The organism is Bernardetia sp. Wsw4-3y2, assembly GCF_037126295.1.
Classification (GTDB): domain Bacteria; phylum Bacteroidota; class Bacteroidia; order Cytophagales; family Bernardetiaceae; genus Bernardetia.
Map to the genome: position 1 here is coordinate 3,026,982 of NZ_CP147017.1, position 17,897 is coordinate 3,044,878.

Sequence of the window (17,897 nt, forward strand, 5' to 3'; positions counted from 1 at the left end):
CGTTGAGGTCTGAACCGTCAACGAGGATTTTTTAATTACCTCAAATGAAATTCCCAATTTCTCTCCTCACTTTAATTTCTATTGTTTTCTTTATAGCCGTTTCTTGTACAGATTCTCAAAAAGAAACTTCTCAAAAAAATAATCTTCAAGAAACTAAAAATCCATTCAAAGAAATAGAAACAGTCTATTTATCCAATATAGAAAACTGTATCAATAATTTAGAAGCTACCAAAAAAGCACTCAATTTTATCGATAAAGACACAGCTTATAATAAAATTCATATCCAAAAAAGTCAAGAACATTATAGAGAAGCTAGAAATAATTTTAAGAAAATAGAACCGATTTTATCTTTTGTGGATGCAAATAATTACAAAACACTTATCTCTCCAAATCTTTTGAAAGTAGAAGAAGAAGATGCTACCAATATCAAAATAAATGAGCCTTTTGGTTTTCAAGTATTGGAAGAGCTTTTGTTTTTAGAAATCAATCCAACTGGAAATATAGAAAAAGAAATAGTCAAAAAAATTCAAAAAAATGCTGACAAAACGCTTCAACGTCTTCGATTGATTGAAAGGAATACAAATCTTTCTGTGTATAAAAATTATCATTTTTTGTGGCTTTTTAGAGATGCTATTTTTAGAGTTGCCTTGACAGGAGTTACAGGTTTTGACTCGCCTTCTGGAATTTCTCTTTATGACAATAAAATCGTTTATCAAGAGTTAGAAAACTATTTGTCTTTTTTTAAAACTCAATTTGAAGACCAGCAACTCTATCAAAAATGGAAAGAATCATTAAAGAAAAGTGTTCAGTTTCTGAATGAAGATGACAAAACCAATTTTGAAAATTTTGATAGATATTCATTCATAAAAAATCACACAGAAGCACAAATTAGGCTTTGGAACAAAACAGTAAAAGATTGGAAAATAGATTTTCCTTTAGAACTTGCTTTTCAAAACGATGCAACTTCGCTTTTTTCAGATTCTACATTCAATCTAAATTTCTTTTCTGACCAAAAATTAGGACAAATTTCCAAAGACAAAATCGTTTTGGGAAAACAGCTTTTTAATGATGTAAATCTTTCTAGCAACAAAAAAATGAGTTGTGCAACCTGTCATCAGCAAAGCCGAGCATTTACAGATGGAAAGAAAATTCCTGAAGGACAAAAAAGAAATAGTCCAACACTAACTTATGCAGCACTTCAAAAAGGTTTTTTTTATGATAATAGAGCAGGAAGCTTGGAAGGGCAAATTGTATCAGTTATCAACAATGAAACAGAATTTCATACAAATGCAGAAATTTTATTAAAAGCTGTCAAAGAAAATCCTATTTATGTTCAGCAGTTTTCAAAACTTTATTCAGATAGTTTGACAGAACAAAATATCAGAACAGCAATGGCAGATTATATCCGAAGTCTTTCACCGTTTTCTTCTAAATTAGACAGAAATATGAAAGGAACAGAAAATTCTTTTACACAAAATGAAATCAATGGTTTCAATCTTTTTATGGGAAAAGCTGCCTGTGCGACCTGTCATTTTGCACCTCTTTTCAATGGAACTGTTCCTCCTTCGTTTAGAGAATCTGAAATTGAGCTTATTGGAGTCCCTTCAAAAAACGATACTCTCAATGCAAAAATTGATACTGATTTTGGAAGATATGCCATTTTCAAAACGGAAGAAAGAAAGCATTTTTTCAAAACGCCAACACTTCGAAATATCTCAAAAACAGCTCCTTATATGCACAATGGTGTTTATCAAACACTAGAACAAGTAATGGATTTTTATAACCGTGGTGGAGGCGCAGGAATCGGAATTGATTTAGAATATCAAACTCTACCAGCCGAACCTTTGAATCTATCAGAACAAGAAATCAAAGATGTAATTGCTTTTTTACAAACTTTAGACGATGAGTAAACAGAGGAGTAAAAGAAGGAATATTTTTTTGTAATTTGCATAAACTTAAGTTGTATACTTTTTAATTTTTTTAAATGGAAACCTACGAAGAAAAAGCCAAAAAATGGCAACAGATACGAGATAAGAATATAGATTTAAACATAATAAGTAATGGTTGTGTAAGATTATACCATAAAGAAAGTATCATGGACTATGATATTGAATTATTGAAAGATAAAAATTATGAGATAATAGAGTTTGAAGGAGATTTTTTATCAAATAAAGCAGAGTTGCACTATGACCTTCAACATAAATTAAACTTCCCAGATTATTATGGTAAAAACTTTGATGCTCTCAATGATTGTTTAGAGCCTGTTCGAGTTTTTATTTTTTCTTTCTTCTAGCCCCTTTATTTATGAGGTTTAAAATCATAGCTAAATACACAAATGCTTTAGCAGAATCTACAGTTTTCTCATAATCTACTTTTAGTCTTCTGTTTTGATTAAGCCAAGCAAAAGTTCTTTCTACTACCCACCTTTTGGGTTGAGGTACAAATGCTTTATCCTCTTTTTTTTCTCTTCTTGGACTATTGACAATCTCAATTTGTACTCCTGTTTGACTAAATATTTCAGCAGCCAAACTAGCACTTCTATAGCCTGCATCAGCAAGAATTTTAAAGAATTTTCTTCCTCTAAATTGAGCTAAATAAGCTAGATAAGCAAGTTGATTCACGTCAGCTTCATTGGCTGGACTAATCTCTAATTCTAGTAAATTTCCTTGCGTATCTACCAGTATATGCCGTTTACGTCCTTTTTTGAGCTTGTAACCATCTACACCTATAGCTTCCCCTCCATATACACTTTGTACACTTTGAGAGTCTATAGAACCCAAAGAGGGTTTAGCATTTCTACCTTGAGCCAACCGTTCTCTTGTGACCAACTTGTCCAAAAGTTTTTTGTACCAACCCATCTTCTGCCATTTGCTAAAGTAGTCATACAAACTACTCCAAGGAATACCATAACTACTGGGAAGTAAACGCCAACTACTGCCAGAACGAGTGATGTAAAATAGTCCTGAAAAGATATTATACAAACTGTGTTTGCGTTTTCTTTCCAAGTACGAAAAAGGTATAAATTTTTTCATATATTGCCAAAGAGCATCAGATAAATATTCATTAGTAAACATAGTCATTGATATTTTAATTAGTAACTGAAAATCAATAACTTAACTAATAAAAAAATCTGATGTTCTTTTTTATGTATCTAAACTCGAACAGGCTCTTACGTGATTATGAGGTAAGTGATGAAGGTACATTAATAGTTTTCAGACACTTGAACCACTTAGATAAATGGAGTATAACAATGCTTTTGGATGTTTTTGCAGAGCAAGGCAGACAAAAATTTGCTCACGGAAAAAAATTATTACTTTTGGTACAAATAAATGATAGAAACTTTAAAATTACTGAACCTATTGGAGCTATAAATCTCTATCTTTTAAATGACAAAGAAAGGTAAAAACATTTCACAACAAGAAATTAAAGATGTAATTGCTTTTTTACAAACTTTAGACGATGAGTAAACAGAGGAGTAAAAGAAGGAATATTTTTTTGTAATTTGCATCAAAATTGAATTTAACACACAAAAACACCTTTTCTTTTTTATGCAAAAAATAGCTCTTATTCGTGAAGGCAAAACGCCACCTGACCGTCGTGTCGCCCTTACTCCTACTCAATGCAAAGAAGTTTTAGATAAATATAAATTAACGGATAAAGATTTCGAAATTTTGGTTCAGCCTAGTCCTATTCGTTGTTTTTCGGATGAAGAATACAAAGAAGCAGGTTGCAGAATTACAGAAGATATAAACGAAGCCAGTATTCTCTTAGGTGTAAAAGAAGTTCCAAAACCTCAGCTTATTCCGAATAAAACCTATTTGTTTTTTTCTCATACCATCAAAAAACAGCCATATAATAGAGATTTATTAGAAAAAATTATAGAAAAAAATATTCGTCTTATAGATTATGAGGTTCTGACAAATGCAGCAGGACAAAGAGTGATTGCTTTTGGTCGTTATGCAGGAATTGTAGGAGCATATAATGGAATCCTAACGTATGGAAAGCGTTTTGATTTGTTTGATTTGAAACCTGCCAATGAATGTTTTGATATGGATGAAATGTGGAGCGAATTTGAGAAAGTAAAACTTCCAACTATCAAAATTGCCGTTACAGGAGGTGGAAGAGTTGCAAAAGGTTCGGTAGAAGTTTTGGAAGGAATGAAAATAAAGGAAGTCAGTCCAGAAGATTATTTGAATAAAGAATTTGATGAAGCTGTTTTTACTCGTCTTCGCTCACAGGATTATCATTTCAAAAAAGGACAAACAAAAGAAAATAAAGATTTTGACTTGAAAGATTTTTATAATAATGCCACAGACTACAATAGTCATTTTTCAGACTTTACTAAAAAGACTGATTTACTGATTGCTGCTGCCTATTGGAATCCAAAATCGCCTGTTTTGTTTACTAAAGAAGAAATGAAACAAAATGATTTTAAAATCAAAGTGATAGCAGATATTACGTGTGATATTGAAGGTTCTATTCCTTCTACAAGTCGTCCTTCTACTATTGCAGAGCCATTTTATGATTATAATGTAGAAACAGAAAGTGAAGAAAAACCATTTTCTGATGAAAAAAATATAACAGTTATGGCAGTTGATAATTTGCCTTGTGAACTTCCTAGAGATGCCTCAAGAGATTTTGGTAGAGAACTTATAGATCAAGTTTTGCCGTATTTATTATTTGAAGATAATCCTTCTTATTTGAAAGAGCATAATTTTACAGATGGAAACCGAATTGCTAGAGCAAATCTTACCAAAGACAAAGATTTGACAGCAGAATTTGAGTATTTGAGAGATTATTTGGAAGGAAAATAGATTAAACTCAAACCCTAAGAGTCTTTGAAGAATCTTAGGGTATAAAAATAATTATGACTACAAAAGAATTTATTGAAAATTTAAACTTTTCATATTTCAAAACCTATTCTCTTCTTAGATTAGAAGAAAGTAGAAGTTATAATGAGGAGTTGAATGTCAAACTAAAAAATATAATAGATGAAATAGAAAGAAGTAAAGTATTAAGCCTAATGATTAGGGGAACAAAAGAACTGTTAGTAAAAACAGGTCTTCCTCATCCAACAGCAAAAGAAACTGGTGTTTTTATAAAAAATAGTACCGAATATGAAGTTTTACAGCAAATTTTAAGTACAGATTTTAGGCAACAATATGATTGGATGTGTGCGCCAGTTTTTAGAGAAATGATTGTATTTTATGATAGTAATCATAATATAATATCTTTATTAAATGTTTGTTTGTCTTGTGATAGAATAGAAAATGATTCTCAAGATAACATAAAAACAGATTGTACAATATTTGATAAATTACGAACATTTTTTTTTAGTATAGGACATCCTCTACAAGACAAGTAATATAATTTTTGCTGTTGTTGGTGTCTCACCAACGACACATAACATTAATACATAATCTTTCATTCATTTTAGAAAAACTAGATTACATTTTGAATCAAAAATCAATTATTGGAAGCAATATAAAAATTGCGAAAGAAAATTTAGAAAAAGGAAATTTAGTTGCTATTCCTACTGAAACAGTTTATGGTTTGGCAGCCAATGCTTTTGATATAAAGGCTGTTGCCAAAATTTTTGAAGCCAAAAACCGTCCTACTTTTGACCCTCTGATTGTCCATACAGACAATATCGATAAAATTAAAAGCTGGACAACTGATTTTCCAAGTTGGGCAGAAGAACTAGGAAAACATTTTTGGGCAGGTGCTTTGACGCTTCTTTTACCTAGAAAATCAATTATTCCAGACCTTGTAACGAGTGGACTTCCACATGTTGCTGTTCGTATTCCAAACCATAGTCTTACTTTAGAGCTTCTCAAAAGTCTTGATTTTCCACTAGCTGCACCTAGTGCAAATCCGTTTGGTTATATCAGTCCCACAACTGCAAATCATGTTTTTGAGCAATTAGGCAAAAAAGTAAGTTACATTTTAGATGGAGGAAACTGTAAAATAGGTGTAGAATCTACTATTGTAGGCGAAGAAAATGGACAACTGACAGTTTTTAGAAAAGGAGGAATAGCAATAGAAGAACTAGAGAAAGTAGTGGGAAAACTGATTGTGAAAGAACATTCAAATTCAAATCCTCATTCTGATAAAGCTCAAGACAAAAATAAAAAAGAAGAAATCACAAAAGTAGCTTCTTCTGGAATGCTTTTGAGTCATTATGCACCTAAAATAAAAATGCGTTTGGGAAATATTGAGCAAATGTTGAAAGAATATGAAATTAATGAAGTGGGGATTTTATCATTCAATAAAAAATATAAGCAAATTCCTCTAAAAAATCAATTTATTTTATCAGAAGAAGGAAGTTTTTCAGAAGCAGCTCAAAATCTTTTTTCTTATATGAGGGAATTAGACAAACTCAATATCAAAATTATATTAGCAGAACTTCTACCTGAAAAAGAATTAGGAAGAGCAATCAATGACCGTTTGAGAAGAGCAGCGTATTAATTGATAGTTGAGTATACTGTTTCAAAAGTTTATTTATATTTTGAGATTGTTTTATTCCTATCAGACACTTTAACTTCGTTGAGGGTTAAAGCCGTTCAGAAGTGTCTGACAGTTAGTTTTATTGATAAAACTTCTCATCAAAAATATTTTTAAAAAATCGCAAAACTTAAACGTTATCACGGTTAATTTTGTAAAGTTCATTTTTCCTTAGTGGTAGGTTTGCAAACCTACCACTAAGGAAAAATAAGCAAAGGTATAGTTTTTATAATTAAGTTGATTATCAAACCTGTAAATAACCTTGATAACGTTTATTATGTTACCCTGTATTGAGAATGGATAATTGAAAATGTAATGATATTAAAAGCATTGATTTTTTATAAAAAATGACTTCTTGAAGAAGAGCGTTCTGTTTCTATATTTTCTTGTAAAATTATTTCTAAACTATCCAAATTCAGGGCTAAAAGCTGCCCCAAACCTGCTTTTCTGCGTGTTTTATATACACAGCCATTATCGATACAAATAGAAGGACAACCATAATCAATCTCTTCTTGAATAAACTGTAAATACTCTGGAACATGTCCATGAATAATTCTTTTTTCTCCTACTACACTTGTATCCACTTCAAAATGACGTAACCAAAGCATTTTTTCAACTTCAGAAAAAGGGTCTGGAGCTTCAAAATCAAAACCTGCATGAACTAAATAATAATCTTCTAATTCAAAATAATAACATAAACTTTCCAAAAAAGGTAAATATTCAGGTAAAATACGGCGATTTTCATCTACTAATCCTCTGCCACGATGCAAAACAGGTACTAAACGAATAGATTTATCTCCTCCTGCTCGTTGGTGCGCTCTAATGAGAAGTTCTTCATGATTTCCTCGCAAGCAGAAAACAGAATACGTTTTTTGAAGTTCTATAATATAATCTAAAACACCTTTGCTATCAGGTCCTTTATTGATATAATCTCCCAACAAAAAAAGTTGGTCATCGGTAGAAAGATTTATTTTCTTGATGAGAGCTTTAAATGTTTGAAGGCAACCGTGTATGTCCGAAATGGCATAACGAGTACCTTTGGAAGAATCAATTTTTGGAATAGAGCGAGTAGAAGGTGTATTTGAAGTATTCATTTTTCAAAAATAATATAATTCTTTCAGAATAACAGTAATAAATTTTTCATTTATGATTTTATAATCAAAGTTGTGTGAAGAATTTAGATATAATTTTGCTAGAGTAAGTAATACTATTTTAATGCAACACAAAATTTTGTATTTGCAATTGACTGCCTTATCTTTATATTTACCTTCTGAAAAGTGCAATTATAAATCAGAAATTATATTGAACATAAAATTCCCTTCTAATAAATTAATTGGAGACTTATAAAACCCTCCTTTAAAAATACAGTTATTTCGATATTACTTCGATAAAATAAATATAAACCAATGAATAAGGATTTTTTCTATTTTTTTAAAAATATAAAACCTATTAAATCAAATTTTTTTATGTCTTCTAAATTGATTTATAGTGTTTTTTTCTGTTTTTTCTTTTTATCTTTTCTTACTCAAAATTCCTACGCTACTCACGTAAGAGCAGGAGATTTGACAGCCGAACGTATTTCGGATATTAGTCTTACTTATCGAATTACTGCTATCATTTATACAGATGATGGAGGAGTACAACCAGACGCAGAAATTGAATTTAATTTTGGAACTGGCGAAACTCGTATGGTAACTCGCCTTTCAGGAGTTAGTATTGGAAATGCAACTACTCGTAATACATATACCACTACTTATACTTTTCCTGGAGCTGGAGAATATAACGTGGGGGTGGCTATTCGAAACAGAAATGATAATATAGTCAATATTCCAAATTCTGTTAATACAGCTTTTCATATCCAATCTACATTTTTGATAAATCCATTTTTGGGTCTGAATCGCTCACCTGTTTTGCTTGTTCCACCAATTGATTTTGCTCGTGTTGGTGAAAAGTTTATTCATAATCCAGGTGCGTATGATGCTGATGGAGATAGTTTGGCTTATATTTTTGTTACCCCTAAGCGTGCTGTAAATACTCCTGTTGAAGGTTTCAGACTTTTAGATGACCCTGCTTTTGGAGGCGAAAGTGAAGATGGAGGAATAGCTACAGCAACTCTTGATCCAATTACAGGAGATTTAATTTGGAATACTCCTGGGCGTACAGGACAATTTAATGTTGCTTTTATTGTTCAAGAATGGCGTGAAGGTGTTTTGATTGGACAAGTAAACCGTGATATGCAAATTATTGTAAGAGATAATCCAAATAAGCGTCCAATTTTAGAAATTCCTAGAGATACATGTGTTACAGCAGGAGCTTTTTTGAGAGATACAATTACAGGAACAGACCCAGATAATGATTTTGTAAAACTTTTTGGATATAGTGCATTATTTAGAGAGGCAAATGTATTACAATCTGTTCCACCAAGAAATTATGCGAATTTTAATGTTTTAAATATTCAGCCTCCAAATGGAGAAGAAAAGGGGGTTTTTGATTGGCAAACAGTCTGTGAAGATGTACGTTTGCAACCTTATGCTGTGACTTTTAAAGCAGAAGACCAACCTCAACCCAGCAGCAACAAATTAGTAGATTTAAAAACGTGGCAAATCCGAGTCGTAGGTCCAAAACCTGATACGCTCATTGCTGATGTCAATACAGTTGATAATAGTATTTCATTGAGTTGGTTTTCTTATCAGTGTCCGAATGCTAGTGAAATGACCATTTGGAGGAGAGTTGGTTCTTTTGAGTTTAACCCTGATACATGTGAAACGGGTTTGCCTGCTTATACAGGTTATACACAAATTGGAACAAATGAAATAGGTAATCTTTTCTATTTAGATGATAATAATGGAGAAGGATTAGAACGAGGAAAAACGTATTGCTACCGTATTTTTGCAAGATTCCCAAATCCAGGAGGAGGAGAAAGTTATGTTTCTGAAGAAGTTTGTGTAATTATCCCTACAAATGCGCCTTATATCACAAAAGTAAGTGTAGAAGAAACAGACACCGAAAATGGAGAAATGCAAGTGGAATGGACAAAACCCCAAGACCTCATAGAAGAAGACTTTCCAAGACCTTATGAATACGAACTTTTCCGTGCAGATGGTTTCTCTGGAACTCAGAATTATACGCAATTAGGAGAACGTTTTGCTGAAAATGACACTACTTTTAGAGATACAAATCTGAATACTGAAGAAGAAGTTTATAATTATAGAGTTCTTTTTTATTCAAATGATAATTTGGTAGATTCTTCGGCTGTGGCAAGTTCTGTTCGTTTGAATGCAACTCCTTTAGTAAATGCAGCGACTTTAAGTTGGCGTGCAGAAGTGCCTTGGAACAATACTGATTCACGTTTTCCACAACATTATATTTATCGTCAAACGGCTGCTGATGGAACTGATTTTGTTCTTTTGGATAGTATAAATGTCTTTAGTGGCTCGTTTTCTTATACTGATACAGAGCTTTTAGACAAGGTAGAATATTGTTATTTTGTTACGACACAAGGAAGTTACAATAAAGAAGGTTTGCCAGAACCACTTTTGAACAAGTCTCAAAAAGTATGTATTGTCCCTCTTGACGAAACGCCTCCTTGTTCGCCTACAACCTTGTTTTTAGACTCTTTGATTTGTGAAACCATTAATTTTGAAGATCCAATTTATTGTAGTGATTCTCTTTTTAGAAATAATTTGAGATGGCAAAATGATTATTCGCCTGATTGTGATTTGGAAGTGAGTAGCTATAATTTATACTTCAAAGCTCAAATTAATGATTCGTTGCAGCTTTTGATTAATACTACTGACACGACTTATACACATGAGCAAGTCCGTTCTGTGGCTGGTTGTTATGTAGTTACGGCTGTGGACGCTTCTGGAAATGAGAGTACGTTTAGCAATCAAGTTTGTAATGATAATTGTCCAAATTATGCGCTACCAAATGTATTTACACCAAATGGCGACGGAATAAATGATACATTTAGAGCTTTAGATTGTCCTGCTTTTGTCAAAAATGTAGAAACCAAAATTTATAGCCGTTGGGAAGATTTGGTTTTTGAAACTACAAGTGATGAAGATAATAATGTCTTTATTGATTGGAATGGAGAAAATAACAACGGAAAAGAAATGCCTTCTGGAATGTATTATTTCCAAGTAAAAGTAACTTTCAATCGCTTAAACCCAACTGATGAAGTTTTGATTTTGAAAGGTTGGGTTTCTTTATTGAGAGAATAAAAAGTATTTTGTTGTCGGTATCGCTACGCTAAAACACCGACAATGGCAAATTACGGATTACGGATTAAAAATTACGAATGGTTTGCTTTTAGTGAGCTGTTCGTTTTTTTATTTAGCTACTGGACTTCTTTCTAAAATAAATTTTTCTAAGTTGTCCCAGCTTTCTCTACAAAAGTTTTCTAGTGGAAAATCAGATAAAACTTCTGCTTTTAAACATTTAAAACATATCTCTATTTCAAATTTTATTTCTTCATTTTTATCTAAAAAAACGATTGCATGGTTAGGTACATAACAAAAAGCAGTAGTCGTTACACTTTCTTTATCTCCTGTTTTGCTTGTAATTATACTATAAAGTTTATTTTTTTCTTTTTCATTAAGTACATATAAATTTTTGATATATAACATGTTCAAACGTTTATTTTTGGTAGCCAAGTTTGCTATATCCATAGAATTTATTCCTTTTCTAGATAGTTTTTTTATTTCTCGTTTCTCTTTGCGATTTTGAGGGTTTCTACCAAAATATAAAATAGCTACTTTTGTAGTGTCCATCACACCTCTAAGCTCTTTTATCTCCTTTCCTACTAAACAAGAATCATAAAACATTGTGGTTTTTGTTTGAGCAAAAACTGAATTAGTAAAAAAGATAAAGAAGGATAATGAAAGTAGGGTTTTTGTGTAGTTGTTCATAGGGTGTTGATTTCGTTTATTCTTCGTTATATTTTTAGGTGGAATATTTCAAAACTAATTTTCGTTCTCTTCAGCAGCCCAAGTTTCAGCCTTTTCTAAGGCTTCATCTAACGAGCTTGAATCTTCATCTTCATAACATAATCCTCCTGTGTCCATAATTCTAATCCAAGAATCACTATTTTCATCTGAACCGAGTTCAATCCAACCTTGTGCATCGACCCAATATTCTAAATTTGGATATTTTTCTGAAAACATTGTTTTTTTTGTTTTTAAGTGATAGTTTTTGAATTAATATTTATCCTTGCTTTTCCATATTTGTAAAGTATCCAGTGTTTGTTCATCTGCTTCTACATTTCTTAGTTCACCAATTTCTACTGGAATAATCATATCCACATCTTCAAGCAAAGCTGATAAATAAAAATCTCCTCCTTCATAATTTGAAGAATTTGTATAATTCTCTATAATCTTGACTTTTTTCCATTCATTTGGTTTAGATGCTTTTCTTACCAAATATTCGGCTTCAAATGGAAAGTTGAGATTATCCTCCATATAAGTTGCCCAACCTGTTTCTGCTTCTTCGTCAGTATAACAATCTACAATGATTTCATTTTCAATAATTTCTTTAATTTCTTTTCTTGTTAGTGGCATAGTTGTGTTTTTTTAAAAATTAATACAAATCAGTTTCCCAGTCTTCATAAGGAGGGACAACCTCAAAGCTAGAATCACAATAAGAACGAATATAATCAGTAGCTCTTTTTTCTGCATATTTTGCATTCAAAACAGTTCCTTCTTCATCCATTTCAATTACATTAGCAAAAATAGCAAATACTTTTTCTATTGTGCTAGGTTCTTCTCCATACAAACTCAAATAATTTATTCCTTTTAAATTGTGATGCGTTCCACTCGCCATAAAATAAGCAAATGTTCTTAATGTGCTGCTGAATGAATGGCTTAGTTTCATATTATTTCTTTCTTCCAAATTTTATCTTTATAATAGGTGAATCTTTATGTGTTGGGTTTATTTCATTTTTTCCTCCCTGTGTCATTTGTTCTTTTACTTCTTCCCAATATATTGTAGTTATATATTCATCTTCATATTCTTCTGTCGTTGGCTGTTCTAAATTTTCTCCTCCTTTGTGTGGAAATGGTACAAAAGCTTTAGGAGGTTGAGGTAATTTTCTTTCACATTCTTCTGAACAAGAATTAACTAACAAAGGCAAAAAATCAGTTCCAACTTTCAGAGTAATCCATAATTGATTCGTTTGCTCTTGGGTAACTTCCTTTTTACAGACACTACATTTTATTTCGTTTTGAGTATAACAAACAGGATTATGAGTTAAATCTGGAAAAGGTTTTCTATGCTTATAGTTTCCATACAAAGCTCTTGTACTCACTCGGCTATCTTTTAGATTTTTACAATTTGTAATTTCATAGGGAAACCAATGCAAATCATAAGAAGTATAAGGATCAAAATCTTCAAGAGATTCCATTTCTCCTATTTCTGGTGGAATGCGTTTTAACTTACTGCCATACAACATAATTTTCTTTACCTTTTTGAGTTTGGCAATCGTTTTTGGTAGCGTATAAATTTGAGAATATAATTCTTTTCCCAAGTATTCATAAGGAGAAAATTCTTCACTTTCTTCTTCTGCTACTTTTTCAACATACTCACATAATTTTTTCCAAGCTAAAGAGGTTTCATCTTGAACATTATTTTCTATGTTTACTAGCTTTTCTTCGTAGTCTGAATCCATAATTTTAATTTTTAGGGTTAAATTCAACCCACTTACCATTGATTAATTTTTCTAACGTTCCAAATTGAGGTTTTCCAATCTCACGACCTTTTACTCGTACAGGATTTATCCAATCATGCTGACAATATGGTTTTGGGTCTGATATGTTAAACCAATCTTCTGCTTTGACACCGTATTGAGATTCACAAGAGTATATACAATCTTCTACTGAACGATACATTTCGTCCCATTCTCCTCCACAATCTTCTACTTTTTTATAACCAAAAAGATAAATTCCGTCTTCACTCTCATAAATCATTAAACGAACAATATCATTTGTGGGGTTTGGTAGGTTTGCTACTTTTCTCATTTTTAATGAAGTTTTTTTATTGGTGTTGTTATGCTCAAACAGCGAAATATTTTTAATATATCAAAAAATGTCAATTTGTTTTATGCAGGTGTATCTTTAGTCAAATCTATCAATGTTTGTTTATCAACACTTGAATCCATATCTAAATATTTTACAAATGTTTCAAATATTTTCTCAGTTTGATTTTTTCTACCCTTTTCGTAAATATATCCTTTCACTTCTGGAAATTCCCATTGAATACCTTTTAGATTATGTCTTCTACTTTCTCCTCCAAATTTAAAAAAGTTGCCTATTTGCATAATTAATCCTTTTTCGTTGTCTTGAGTATAAAAATAAAAGCTTCTAATAAATATTGCTCTCAAGTCTGCTTTATGTAGTATTGCATCTCGGTACTTATCTCTATGTTTTTCATAGCCTTCAATATCATCAGTAAGTAAATATATTTCTGCAAGGTTGTATATTGTAGCTACGTTGTTCTTTTTTGGGTAATAGTTTAAGATATTATTTAGGCTTTCTTTTGCTTTTTTATATTCTCTAAGAAGAATATTTAACTTTGAATGATAATGCAATAATAAGAAATCGTTAGGTTCAAGTTCTAATCCAATTTCAGCATAACTTATAGCTAAATAATAGTTTGGTATTTGTTCAAAGTGAAGAACTTTTTCTGTCAATTCTAGTATTTCAAGTTTCTTATTTCTTTCTGAACTCTCCAACTCAACTTTTTCTATTCTTTCATCGATTTCTATTCTCTTTGTATTAAAATCATCATAGTCATTATCAAAGTTCGTTTTTAGGGCTTTAAGTTCATCTAATTTAGCTTTATAGTCATTTTCAAAACTATTTTTCTGAGTTTCTAAATCCTTTAGTTTATCTTTATACTCTTTTTTTAAATTACTTACACTTCTAAATCCAAAATAACTAAGTACAGTAAATAGTCCAAATATTAGTGTTATTATAATTTGTATATATGAATAATTACTGGAATAAGTTTCTTTTAAAGTATTATTTTCTGCATCATAAGATTTTTTCAGCAGTTCTTTTTCCTTATCATAGACTTTTTCCAAAATCTCTTTATCTACTTTGCTAGATTCTAATTTCTCTATTTTAGCTTCCAAATCATTAGCTAACTTTTCCACATTGGATAACTTTAAACTATCTATTTGTCCCAAAACAACATTTGAGTAAAAAAGCAATAAGAGAATAATTCCTAATTTTTTCATAACAGTATTTTAGTTGAAAATATTTTCAACAAAATACAAAAAAATACCGAACAGTTCACTCAAAGCAAACCGTTCGGTAATTTAAAATTAAACTGTCTTCGGCTTATAAACCTCCGTAGGAAACAAATTTTTCTTTATTCGTTTGTTTCCGATTTGTTGGAATAAAAAATGACTTTAATTACACTCTCCTTTCTTCAATAACAGCATCACTCAAATTCAGATTTTTTCCTTTCAAAATTTCTCTAGTTCGTCCAAATGAAAAATCATTAAAATTTAGTGTTTTTGTTTCTTCTTTTTCTACGGATTGAGCAGGATTTAGAATAAAAGATTTTATTTTTTGTTGTAAAAACTCCCAAACCACCCAAAGTTCATCACGATTTAGGTTTTCAAGGTCTTTTAATAGCAAGTCTATTTTCGCCATAATTAGCTCTTTTTTTAAATTATAAAATTGCTTTAATCTAAAATACGAAAAAATACCGAACAGTTCACTCAAAGCAAACCGTTCGGTAATTTAAAACTAAACCGTCTTAGGCTTATAAACCTCCGTAGGAAACAAATTTTTCTCTATACGTTCGTTTCCAATTTGTTGGAAGGAAGAAACTATCCAACCTCCACCGATTACATCGTCGCCATCATAAAAAACGGCAGATTGTCCAGGGGCAATGGCATCGACAGGTTCGTGAAAAAGAACGGTAAGTTCTTGTCCGTCTTCGCTTTGTGTGATGGTTGCTGGTGCGCCTGCGTGGTGTACACGAACTTTTGTAGTAGTCAGCAAATCGCCTTCAATGTTTGCATATTTTTGAAGATTTAATTTTTTGACAATCATTCCATCTCTATACAAATTATCTTTGAAACCTAAAATAACCTCATTGGTATCTTTTTTAATCTCAACTACATAAGCAGGTTCGCCAAGTGCAATTCCTAATCCTTTGCGTTGTCCGACGGTATAAAACGGATAACCTTCATGTTGTCCAACTATTTCTCCAGTCGTCATGACAAAATTTCCTTGTCCGACTGTTTCCTCCAAATTAGGAACTCTTCTTTTCAAGAAACTACGGTAATCATTATCTGGAATAAAACAGATTTCATACGATTCTGATTTTTTGACAAGCTCATCAAAACCTCTATCCAATGCCATTTGACGAATTTGTGCTTTTGTAAGATTACCCAAAGGAAGCATCGTTCTACTCAAACTTTCTTGAGAAACGCCCCACAAAACATAGGATTGGTCTTTTTTGGTGTCGACACCTTTCGAAACTACAAAACGTCCGTTTTCTTCTCTAATATTGGCATAATGACCTGTCGCAATATACTGACAACCCAAATTGTCGGCACGCCTTAAAAGTGCATCCCATTTGATATGCGTATTGCAAAGCACACACGGATTTGGCGTTCTGCCTTCCATATATTCTTCTGTAAAATAATCGATGACGTAATCGCCAAATTCGGAACGAATATCCAAAATATAATGAGGGAATCCCAAATCAACCGAAATAGAACGTGCATCATTGATAGAATCCAAGCTACAACAGCCTGTTTCTTTTTTCATATTGCCACCTGAAGCAGCATAATCCCATGTTTTCATCGTCATTCCGATGACTTCATAGCCTTGTTCGTGCAACAAAACGGCTGCGAGCGAACTATCAATTCCACCACTCATGGCGACCAAAACTCTTCCTTTCGAATTTGGATTGTCTGGATTTTTTGTAGTTATATTCATAGTATTGTTTTTTGAAGTGGATTCAAAGTCCACTAAAAACATGTATCACAGACTTCCTAGTCTGTGAAAAAATAGTTAAAACTAAACAGGCTAGAAGCCTGTCGTACAATTAAGAAATTGAATTTCTTACTTTCTGCGTATATTCACGCATAGCAGAACGAGCATCAATGCCATCTGTTGCCATTTTTTCTTTTACCCAAACGGCTGCAATTACGTGTGTAAATTGTTCGCCTTCGTCTTCCCCTTTTACTTCGAAGGCTGGCATTTCGCCTTCTTCCATTACAGCTTCAGCTTTTTTGAGTTCTTCTAATGAGTGATTTTCGACTAATTGTTTTATAACTGGTAATTTCATAATATTAGTTCAATAATTTTATTTGATAGTAAAAGTAGCTGTTAATCCAACAGAGAAATTTCTAGGTAATTTATGAACTCCAAAAATAGCTCTTGAATGAATGCCTTTATCTTCTAATATTTCTAAAAATAAATCAGAAGCTCCATTTACAACTTTCGGAGAATCATCCCATGTTTCATTGGATTGAAAGTAAGCATCTATATGATTTAGACCTATACTATTTTCAAAACCTATTTTCGAATTGATTTGAGCTAAAACATTTAAAGCACATAACTTCATTGCTTCATATCCTTGTTCTGTGGAAATTTCATCTCCTAATCTACCTTGAAACTTATATTCTCCATCTAAGATTGGAAATTGAATAGCAATGTAGGCAATATTCGCTCTTACATTTACAGAAACATAAGAACCACCAGGAGTTGAAACAGAAGGAAGAGTTGCATTAGCTTTTTCTAAGTTTTTTGTAATATTCATAATTATACAAAATATTATAATTTCTCCAAAAGCTCAATTATACTCTCTTCTTTACTTGTAGAAAGACCTTCTACCAATTCTCCATTTTTGAAAATAGCAAAATAAGGAAGGCTCTGAACTCCTGCTAAACCTCTAGCTTCTGGATTGTGTTCTGCATCAGTATCTAAAAAAGCAATACCTTCAAAACGCTCATCATTAGAAAGACGTTTGTACTTAGGTTTAATAAGTCTGCACGAACCACACCAACCTGCATAATATTTTACAATTACTTTTTCGTTTTGGTTCAAATTTTCTTTTACGTTTGAGTCGTCTATGTCTATAACTGCCATAATAATAAAGTTAGATTTTAGATTTCAGAAGTTAGAAGTAAAACCAAATAAAATCTGAAGTGAGAATAATATTTTGCAAATTTACGAACAAAAAACGAAATAGTTTTTTGTCCATTCTAAATATCTTTTGTGAAATGGTTATGTTTAAATAAAAAGTAATCTGTATTTTTTTACAAAATAAATGTGGTATAGTAGATATTCGTGACTTTTGTTGTTAATGTCATCGCATAAAATTTAAAACTTAGTTTTCTATTATTCCCCACATCTAGTTCAAAGCTAACCCTC

Annotated in this window: 21 protein-coding genes; 7 read left to right on the forward strand and 14 right to left on the reverse strand. The window is 31.7% G+C overall.

Features of this window, described 5'->3' with window-relative positions; genetic code table 11:
* Positions 1-44: 44 nt before the first annotated feature.
* Positions 45-1,910: a cytochrome c peroxidase gene (locus tag V9L05_RS12325; RefSeq protein WP_338812184.1), complete on the forward strand. Its 1,866-nt coding sequence runs from the start codon at positions 45-47 to the stop codon at positions 1,908-1,910.
* A 74-nt stretch (positions 1,911-1,984) separates the two neighbouring features.
* Positions 1,985-2,293, forward strand: a complete 309-nt coding sequence (locus tag V9L05_RS12330; protein WP_338812185.1) for a barstar family protein — start codon at positions 1,985-1,987, stop codon at positions 2,291-2,293.
* On the opposite strand, the gene V9L05_RS12335 is transcribed toward V9L05_RS12330, so the two are convergent.
* A complete protein-coding gene (locus V9L05_RS12335) occupies positions 2,274-3,074 on the reverse strand; it encodes an IS5 family transposase (RefSeq protein WP_338811837.1) in 801 nt (266 codons plus the stop codon). The genes V9L05_RS12330 and V9L05_RS12335 overlap by 20 nt on opposite strands.
* A 71-nt stretch (positions 3,075-3,145) precedes the next feature.
* Between V9L05_RS12335 and V9L05_RS12340 the strand changes: the two genes are divergently transcribed.
* The 4 genes from V9L05_RS12340 (at position 3,146) to V9L05_RS12355 (ending at position 6,468) form a co-directional block, all read left to right on the forward strand.
* Positions 3,146-3,403, forward strand: a complete 258-nt coding sequence (locus V9L05_RS12340) for a hypothetical protein (RefSeq protein WP_338812187.1) — start codon at positions 3,146-3,148, stop codon at positions 3,401-3,403.
* 145 nt (positions 3,404-3,548) lie between these two features.
* On the forward strand, positions 3,549-4,814 hold the full coding sequence (locus V9L05_RS12345) for an NAD(P)-dependent oxidoreductase (protein WP_338812188.1): 1,266 nt from the start codon (positions 3,549-3,551) through the stop codon (positions 4,812-4,814).
* Between the two features lie 53 nt (positions 4,815-4,867).
* Positions 4,868-5,365 carry a hypothetical protein gene (locus tag V9L05_RS12350; protein ID WP_338812189.1) on the forward strand — a complete coding sequence of 166 codons (498 nt, stop codon included), beginning with the start codon at positions 4,868-4,870 and terminating at the stop codon, positions 5,363-5,365.
* A gap of 89 nt (positions 5,366-5,454) precedes the next feature.
* Positions 5,455-6,468: an L-threonylcarbamoyladenylate synthase gene (locus V9L05_RS12355; protein WP_338812191.1), complete on the forward strand. Its 1,014-nt coding sequence runs from the start codon at positions 5,455-5,457 to the stop codon at positions 6,466-6,468.
* 374 nt (positions 6,469-6,842) lie between these two features.
* Here the strand turns inward: V9L05_RS12355 and V9L05_RS12360 are convergent, their stop codons facing one another.
* Positions 6,843-7,598, reverse strand: a complete 756-nt coding sequence (locus V9L05_RS12360; RefSeq protein ID WP_338812193.1) for a metallophosphoesterase family protein — start codon at positions 7,596-7,598, stop codon at positions 6,843-6,845.
* A 372-nt stretch (positions 7,599-7,970) separates the two neighbouring features.
* On the opposite strand from V9L05_RS12360, the gene V9L05_RS12365 reads away from it, so the two are divergent.
* Entirely contained in the window at positions 7,971-10,727 is a 2,757-nt protein-coding gene (locus tag V9L05_RS12365) for a gliding motility-associated C-terminal domain-containing protein (protein ID WP_338812195.1), read from the forward strand.
* Positions 10,728-10,835: 108 nt separating this feature from the next.
* Here V9L05_RS12365 and V9L05_RS12370 read toward each other — a convergent pair whose 3' ends face one another.
* The 12 genes from V9L05_RS12370 to V9L05_RS12425 all read right to left on the reverse strand — a co-directional run bounded on the left by V9L05_RS12370 (position 10,836) and on the right by V9L05_RS12425 (position 17,612).
* Positions 10,836-11,414: a hypothetical protein gene (locus tag V9L05_RS12370; RefSeq protein WP_338812197.1), complete on the reverse strand. Its 579-nt coding sequence runs from the start codon at positions 11,412-11,414 to the stop codon at positions 10,836-10,838.
* 54 nt (positions 11,415-11,468) lie between these two features.
* The gene (locus V9L05_RS12375) at positions 11,469-11,669 is read right to left on the reverse strand and encodes a hypothetical protein (RefSeq protein ID WP_338812198.1); all 201 of its coding nucleotides are present in this window, start codon (positions 11,667-11,669) and stop codon (positions 11,469-11,471) included.
* Between the two features lie 33 nt (positions 11,670-11,702).
* Positions 11,703-12,062, reverse strand: a complete 360-nt coding sequence (locus V9L05_RS12380; RefSeq protein WP_338812199.1) for a calcium-binding protein — start codon at positions 12,060-12,062, stop codon at positions 11,703-11,705.
* A 19-nt stretch (positions 12,063-12,081) separates the two neighbouring features.
* On the reverse strand, positions 12,082-12,375 hold the full coding sequence (locus tag V9L05_RS12385; protein WP_338812200.1) for a hypothetical protein: 294 nt from the start codon (positions 12,373-12,375) through the stop codon (positions 12,082-12,084).
* Between the two features lies 1 nt (position 12,376).
* Positions 12,377-13,168 (reverse strand): leucine-rich repeat domain-containing protein, encoded by a 792-nt coding sequence (locus V9L05_RS12390; protein WP_338812201.1) that lies wholly within the window; start codon positions 13,166-13,168, stop codon positions 12,377-12,379.
* Positions 13,169-13,172: 4 nt separating this feature from the next.
* Complete coding sequence (locus V9L05_RS12395) at positions 13,173-13,517, reverse strand: hypothetical protein (RefSeq protein WP_338812202.1); 345 nt, start codon at positions 13,515-13,517, stop codon at positions 13,173-13,175.
* An 80-nt stretch (positions 13,518-13,597) separates the two neighbouring features.
* Complete coding sequence (locus V9L05_RS12400; protein ID WP_338812203.1) at positions 13,598-14,737, reverse strand: hypothetical protein; 1,140 nt, start codon at positions 14,735-14,737, stop codon at positions 13,598-13,600.
* A 178-nt stretch (positions 14,738-14,915) separates the two neighbouring features.
* Positions 14,916-15,158, reverse strand: coding sequence for a hypothetical protein (locus V9L05_RS12405; RefSeq protein ID WP_338812204.1), 243 nt, complete (start codon positions 15,156-15,158; stop codon positions 14,916-14,918).
* Between the two features lie 96 nt (positions 15,159-15,254).
* Entirely contained in the window at positions 15,255-16,457 is a 1,203-nt protein-coding gene (mnmA, locus tag V9L05_RS12410) for a tRNA 2-thiouridine(34) synthase MnmA (protein WP_338812205.1), read from the reverse strand.
* A 109-nt stretch (positions 16,458-16,566) separates the two neighbouring features.
* On the reverse strand, positions 16,567-16,809 hold the full coding sequence (locus tag V9L05_RS12415; protein ID WP_338812206.1) for a hypothetical protein: 243 nt from the start codon (positions 16,807-16,809) through the stop codon (positions 16,567-16,569).
* Positions 16,810-16,827: 18 nt separating this feature from the next.
* On the reverse strand, positions 16,828-17,283 hold the full coding sequence (locus V9L05_RS12420; RefSeq protein WP_338812207.1) for a RidA family protein: 456 nt from the start codon (positions 17,281-17,283) through the stop codon (positions 16,828-16,830).
* A gap of 14 nt (positions 17,284-17,297) precedes the next feature.
* A complete protein-coding gene (locus V9L05_RS12425) occupies positions 17,298-17,612 on the reverse strand; it encodes a thioredoxin family protein (protein ID WP_338792932.1) in 315 nt (104 codons plus the stop codon).
* Positions 17,613-17,897: the final 285 nt, after the last annotated feature.

What these genes read in the sequence shown, in the direction of transcription:
- V9L05_RS12325 (WP_338812184.1), top strand. Translation starts at nt 45, where the DNA reads ATGAAATTCCCAATTTCTCTCCTCACTTTAATTTCTATTGTTTTCTTT.
- V9L05_RS12330 (WP_338812185.1), top strand. Translation starts at nt 1,985, where the DNA reads ATGGAAACCTACGAAGAAAAAGCCAAAAAATGGCAACAGATACGAGAT.
- V9L05_RS12335 (WP_338811837.1), bottom strand. Translation starts at nt 3,074, where the DNA reads ATGTTTACTAATGAATATTTATCTGATGCTCTTTGGCAATATATGAAA.
- V9L05_RS12340 (WP_338812187.1), top strand. Translation starts at nt 3,146, where the DNA reads ATGTATCTAAACTCGAACAGGCTCTTACGTGATTATGAGGTAAGTGAT.
- V9L05_RS12345 (WP_338812188.1), top strand. Translation starts at nt 3,549, where the DNA reads ATGCAAAAAATAGCTCTTATTCGTGAAGGCAAAACGCCACCTGACCGT.
- V9L05_RS12350 (WP_338812189.1), top strand. Translation starts at nt 4,868, where the DNA reads ATGACTACAAAAGAATTTATTGAAAATTTAAACTTTTCATATTTCAAA.
- V9L05_RS12360 (WP_338812193.1), bottom strand. Translation starts at nt 7,598, where the DNA reads ATGAATACTTCAAATACACCTTCTACTCGCTCTATTCCAAAAATTGAT.
- V9L05_RS12365 (WP_338812195.1), top strand. Translation starts at nt 7,971, where the DNA reads ATGTCTTCTAAATTGATTTATAGTGTTTTTTTCTGTTTTTTCTTTTTA.
- V9L05_RS12370 (WP_338812197.1), bottom strand. Translation starts at nt 11,414, where the DNA reads ATGAACAACTACACAAAAACCCTACTTTCATTATCCTTCTTTATCTTT.
- V9L05_RS12375 (WP_338812198.1), bottom strand. Translation starts at nt 11,669, where the DNA reads ATGTTTTCAGAAAAATATCCAAATTTAGAATATTGGGTCGATGCACAA.
- V9L05_RS12380 (WP_338812199.1), bottom strand. Translation starts at nt 12,062, where the DNA reads ATGCCACTAACAAGAAAAGAAATTAAAGAAATTATTGAAAATGAAATC.
- V9L05_RS12385 (WP_338812200.1), bottom strand. Translation starts at nt 12,375, where the DNA reads ATGAAACTAAGCCATTCATTCAGCAGCACATTAAGAACATTTGCTTAT.
- V9L05_RS12390 (WP_338812201.1), bottom strand. Translation starts at nt 13,168, where the DNA reads ATGGATTCAGACTACGAAGAAAAGCTAGTAAACATAGAAAATAATGTT.
- V9L05_RS12395 (WP_338812202.1), bottom strand. Translation starts at nt 13,517, where the DNA reads ATGAGAAAAGTAGCAAACCTACCAAACCCCACAAATGATATTGTTCGT.
- V9L05_RS12400 (WP_338812203.1), bottom strand. Translation starts at nt 14,737, where the DNA reads ATGAAAAAATTAGGAATTATTCTCTTATTGCTTTTTTACTCAAATGTT.
- V9L05_RS12405 (WP_338812204.1), bottom strand. Translation starts at nt 15,158, where the DNA reads ATGGCGAAAATAGACTTGCTATTAAAAGACCTTGAAAACCTAAATCGT.
- mnmA (WP_338812205.1), bottom strand. Translation starts at nt 16,457, where the DNA reads ATGAATATAACTACAAAAAATCCAGACAATCCAAATTCGAAAGGAAGA.
- V9L05_RS12415 (WP_338812206.1), bottom strand. Translation starts at nt 16,809, where the DNA reads ATGAAATTACCAGTTATAAAACAATTAGTCGAAAATCACTCATTAGAA.
- V9L05_RS12420 (WP_338812207.1), bottom strand. Translation starts at nt 17,283, where the DNA reads ATGAATATTACAAAAAACTTAGAAAAAGCTAATGCAACTCTTCCTTCT.
- V9L05_RS12425 (WP_338792932.1), bottom strand. Translation starts at nt 17,612, where the DNA reads ATGGCAGTTATAGACATAGACGACTCAAACGTAAAAGAAAATTTGAAC.